We start from the raw sequence: 4924 nt of genomic DNA, 5'->3' as shown, positions 1-4924 counted from the left end.
CGCCGGCAGCAGTCGTTCCGGCCGCTGCGGTTCCACCCGTCCCGTTGGCGATGTTCGGTGTCGCCGTGACCGGAATGGTGCCGTGCGCCGTCCCCTTGATGGAGGTCGCCGCCGAGACCGTCGTGGCGGTGCCGACATAGGTGCCGCCATTGACCGGGATGTTGTTGCCCGACACGTCCATGGCGTCGGCCGCAAAGCCCTGGCCTGCGGCTGCGATCATCGCCTTGTCGGCGGCGAGCGCTGCACCCGTGTCGCCATTGAGGATACCCTGCAAGCCCTTCACAGCTGCTGCCGTGTCGGCCTCGAGCGTACCGCTGAGCAGCTCGTTGTCGAAGCGGCCCTGGAAGACGGCGCCCTGGGCGGCGTCGAAATTGGCGCCGAACTGTTGATAGTTCTGGATCTGCGTGATCAGCGCGGCGCTCGCCTGGGCGCCACCGGTCGCGATATGCTGCAACGTCGTGTTGATGGTGTTGGCTTCGGCGAGGAAAGCCGCCCAGAAGTTCGTCTGCGCCTGGTTGTCCTGGAACTTGGTGACCGTTCCTTTGAGCCCGCCCGGATCCTCGGCGAAACCGCCGGCGTGACCCGCATTGCCGTTGCCACCCGCCGCCATGTTCAGGTTGGTGTCACCCTGAACGATGTCGATAATGTCGAGCAGGTTGTCGGCGGTGCCGCGCAGAGCAGCCTGGTTGCCGGTGGTCGCGGCCTGATCATACTTGTTCAGTTGCAGGTTGATCTGGCCGAGCGCCGTTTGCAGATGGATCGTGGTCAGCGCGGCGGCGTTGGCCGTCTCGCCAGCTTCGATCTGCGCGAGTTGGGTCTTGTTGTTGAGGATGGCCGTCAGACCGTGTGACACGGCCGTGAGGTCAGCGGTCACCTCGGCAAGATTGCCGGTGTTGATGCCGCCGGAGGCGACCTCGACGACCTTGTTGAAGACCAGACCGACGTCCTTCAGGCTGTTGCCGGCGGTGGCTGCAGCAAGGCTCGCGGGATCATCGGCGCCCGCGGGCGACGTCTGGAAGGCAACGTCCTGGCCGCCGGTGTTGGCGAGGAAGGGGACGTTGTTGAGCGCGTTGGCGAGATGCGCGTCGTTGTGGATCTCGCCGAGGATCTCCTGCTGCAGCGCGTGGATCGTCTGGCTGGCCGCGGCCGACGTGCTGGCGTTGGCGAACTGGCCGGCAGCCTGCAGCAATGTGCCCAGCTGCCCTTCGACATTGGTCAGCACCGCCGTGTCGGTGGCGTTCAACGTGAAGGTCTTGCCGCCGAGCGTGACCTGACCCGGGTTGGCCAGCATCGCCGCAATGTCGGTCTGCACCGCCGTGATGTCGGCCTGGTAGCTGGACAGGAAGGTCGGCGAGTTGCCGCTGTTGGCGAGGCTGAACAGGCCGAGCGAGGCGCGGACGGCATCGTTGAAGACGACACCGGCCTGCACCAGGTCGGTCGAGTGCTGGATCGCGGTGGCGCGGGTCAAGAGATTCGACGTGCCGTTGGCGAGCGCCGTCGGGTTGAAATTGACGGCAACCGGCGCCGGCGTGGTGGTGGACGAAGTCGTCCCGCCGGTGCCGTTGGCGATGTTCGGCGTCGCCGTCACCGGGATGGTGCCGTGAGCGAGACCATGCACGGATGTCGCGCCCGACACCGTGGTCGCCGTGCCGACATAGGTCGCGCCGCCGATTGCGATGTTGTTGCCGGACACGTCCATGGCGTCGGCCGCAAAGCCCTGGCCGGCCGCTGCGAGCATCGCCTTGTCGGCCGCGAGCGCGGCACCCGTATCACCGTTGAGAATGCCCTGCAGGCCCTTCACCGCCGCCGCCGAGTCCGCCTCGAGCGTGCCGCTCAAGAGTTCGTTGTCGAAGCGGCCGCGGAAGACGTTGCCCTGCGCGGCGTCGAAATTGGCGCCGAAGGCCTGGTAGTTCTGGATCTGCGTGACCAGGGCCGCGCTGGCTTGCGCGCCGCCGGTCGCGATCTTCTGCAGGGTCGCGTTGATGGTGTTGGCTTCCGCCAGGAACGCGGCCCAGAAGTTGGTCTGCGCCTGATTGTCCTGGAACTTGGTCACCGTGCCGGTCAACCCGCCCGGATCTTCGGCGAAGCCGCCGGCATGACCGGCCATGCCATTGCCGCCGGCGGCCGTGTTGAGGTTGGCGTCGTTCTGAACGATGTCGATAATGTCGAGCAGGTTGTCGGCGGTGCCGCGCAGCGCGGCCTGATTGCCGGTCGTCTCAGCCTTCGCGTACTGATTCAGCTCGAGATTGATCTGTCCGAGCACCGTCTGCAGATGGATCGTGGTCAGCGCGGCGGCATTCGCCGTCTCGCCGTTCTCGATCTGCGCGAGCTGCGTCTTGTTGTTGAGGATGTTGGTCAGGCCCTGCTGGATCGCGGTCAGGTCGGTCGTGACCTCTTGCAGATTGCCGGTGTGGATGCCGCCGGACGCGATATCGACCACCTTGTTGAAGACGAGGCCGACATCCTTGAGCGTGTTGCCGGCGGTCGCTGCGGCCAGGCTCGCCGCGTCGTCGGCGCCTGCCGGGGTGTTCTGGAAGGCAACGTCTTGTGCGCCGGTGTTGGCGAGGAAGTTCACCTTGTTCAGGGCGCCGGACAGATGCGCGTCGCCGTTGATCTCCTGCAGGATCTCCTGCTGGACCGCGTGCAGCGTCTGGTCGGCGGCGGTGATGGTGCCTGCGTTGGTGGTCTGACCTGCGGCGGTGATCAGGGTCGAGATCTGCGCCTGCACATTGTTGAGGACGGCGGTGTCGGTGGCGTTCAGCGTGAACGTCTGGCCACCCAGCGTCACCTGGCCGGGATTGGCGAGCATGGCAGCGATATCATTCTGCACGGCGTGCAGATCGGTGGTGTAGCTGCCGAGGAATGGATTCGAGTTGCCGCTGCCCGCCTGCGAGAACAGGCCGAGCGAGGCGCGGACGGCATCGTTGAACACGACGCCGGCCTGGACCAGGTCGGTCGATAGATTGAGCGCGGACGCGCGCACCAGCAGGTTCGACGTTCCGTTGGCCAGAGCCGTCGGGTTGAAGGTGTTATTCGCCATGGATCATCTCTCCCCAAGTTCATCCGACGCCCGGCAGGGCCTCGTACCGACACTGGCCAGTCGATGCGGAACTGCATCGGCCCTGCCGCAGGACACGCCGCGCGCGAGATGCGCCTTGCGTCCGTGCGCCGCTGTGTCGCGCGGTCCCTCGCCGCGCGCTACTTTGTCGCACGCGGCTATATGGTCGAAGCAATCGGGCCAAAAGAGGCGTCGGGGAGTCCGCAAATATGTTGTTGTTCGGGCATCGCGGAGCTGTGATCCTTTTGCCGAACGCCCCGCCAAGTGATTGATTTTTGGCGGCAAGCAACAAATGCGGGTAATGGCCGTCCGAGCCGATGCACATTTTCTCGTCAAGATGCTGCCAGCATCTCGCCGATGACCGGACGCTACTGCGAATGGTTCGCAAAGTGTGTCAAGACTCGGCGGACGAATCTGCGAGTGACAATCAGTCACGCGACGCGGCTCGTGCGCCGGAGAGCAGTCATCGTGCTGACAGATTGAGTTGCCTGCCGTGATTTGCCGAGCCGCGGGCCGTTCAGGCCGGTGGCGCGACTTGGCGCTGCGCGAGCAGGGCAGCCCGGATCTTCTGGAGCAGGCTGGTGTAGAGCGCGTTCCAGCCCGGATCCTGCCCGTGCGCATCGAGTTCGCGCTTGGTCAGGCCGAGGCTGATCCGGTAGACGGTCAAGGCGCCATCGATATTGCCGAGCGGAAGGAAGGCGTCGCCGAGATTTTGGTAGGACGTTGCCAGCGCCCGCTGCAACGTTGAATCATCCGGTGCGGTGTTGGCGAGTTGCGTGATGACCGCTGCATTGTGGCGACGCTGCTCGAAGGCTTCGGCATGGTGGCCCTGGGCTGTGAGCACGTCGGCCAGCAGGGCGTGGCACCAGGCGAGATCGCGCGGAAAACTGGGATTGCCGGGATGAGTGGCCGTCAGCTTCTGGATGACGGCCAGGCTGGCGGAGTAGGCCGCATGTGCGCCTCTGAGATTTCGCTGAACGAACAACACGGCGCCGATGCGGTTCAGGGCGACCGACAGGCTACGTTGGAAGCCGGCATTGTCGGGGTCGGCCTGGGTCAGATACCGGATGGCATCGACGCCTTGCTTGTAGTTCTGCAGCGCGCCGGCGAGATCGTTGCTCGATGCGTTGCGGTCGCCTTCAGCGATCCGTGCGGCGGCGAGATCCAACAATTTGCCGGCGGCGACGGTCACGCCGACGGCGAGGCCGCCGCGCACCACGTCGCCGTGTGGACGCGCCAGCAACGCAGCCAGCGCGACCGGCTCCTCCTGGTCAGTGGAGCCGGATGGCGCGACGGCGGTACGGGCTGCCGCATCGGCCCCCGGCTGCTGCGCGGTCGCCAGCTGGCGCGGCTGGGGACGCATTCCTTGCCCGAAGCCGGGGATCCTGCGGAGCGTTCCGACGACCTGATCGGCCTTGATCAGGCGCGTGCATTCGAACTGCCGAGGCGTGTCCTTCCATCGCGGACACCACAGAGCGTCCCTGTGGTCGAAGCGATGGCGCGCATCGTTCCAGCAGCTGTTGCAGGCGTGATGGTTGATGATGCGGTAAGGCGTCGCGAACTCGTTGGTCGGATGGGTGAAGCCGCTGATCAACACGACCGGCGTGCCGACGGCCCAGGCGAGCCAGGACAGTCCCGAGGACAGGCCGATGAAGACGACTGCGTGCCGCAGCCAGCGCGCGCGCTCCTGCAGCGGTCTGTCGCCGGTTTGGTCCTCGGCCTCGGCGGGAATGCGCGTCTGAAAGTCGCCGCGGCGGCTCTCCGCCTTCTGGTCGATGCAGATCACGCGATAGCCCGTCGCCTTGAGGAAGCTCACGATGCTCTGCCAGCCGTCCGGATTATTCCAATGCTTGCATTGGGTCGTTG

The 4924-nt window shown here is 65.7% G+C and carries 2 protein-coding genes; both read right to left on the bottom strand.

The genetic code is table 11. The features are described from left to right. Positions 1-3040 (bottom strand): beta strand repeat-containing protein (locus BRAS3809_RS24780; protein ID WP_035658283.1); only part of this gene is annotated, 3040 nt, incomplete at its 3' end. Positions 3041-3575: 535 nt separating this feature from the next. Next, positions 3576-4924: autotransporter strand-loop-strand O-heptosyltransferase (locus BRAS3809_RS24775; protein WP_035658280.1), on the bottom strand; the 1349-nt coding region annotated here is incomplete at its 5' end.

This window comes from Bradyrhizobium sp. STM 3809 (genome assembly GCF_000239795.1).
In the GTDB taxonomy this organism is placed as follows: domain Bacteria; phylum Pseudomonadota; class Alphaproteobacteria; order Rhizobiales; family Xanthobacteraceae; genus Bradyrhizobium.
The sequence above is the reverse complement of the archived record's forward strand: the minus strand, read 5'-3'. Positions and strand labels throughout refer to the sequence as shown.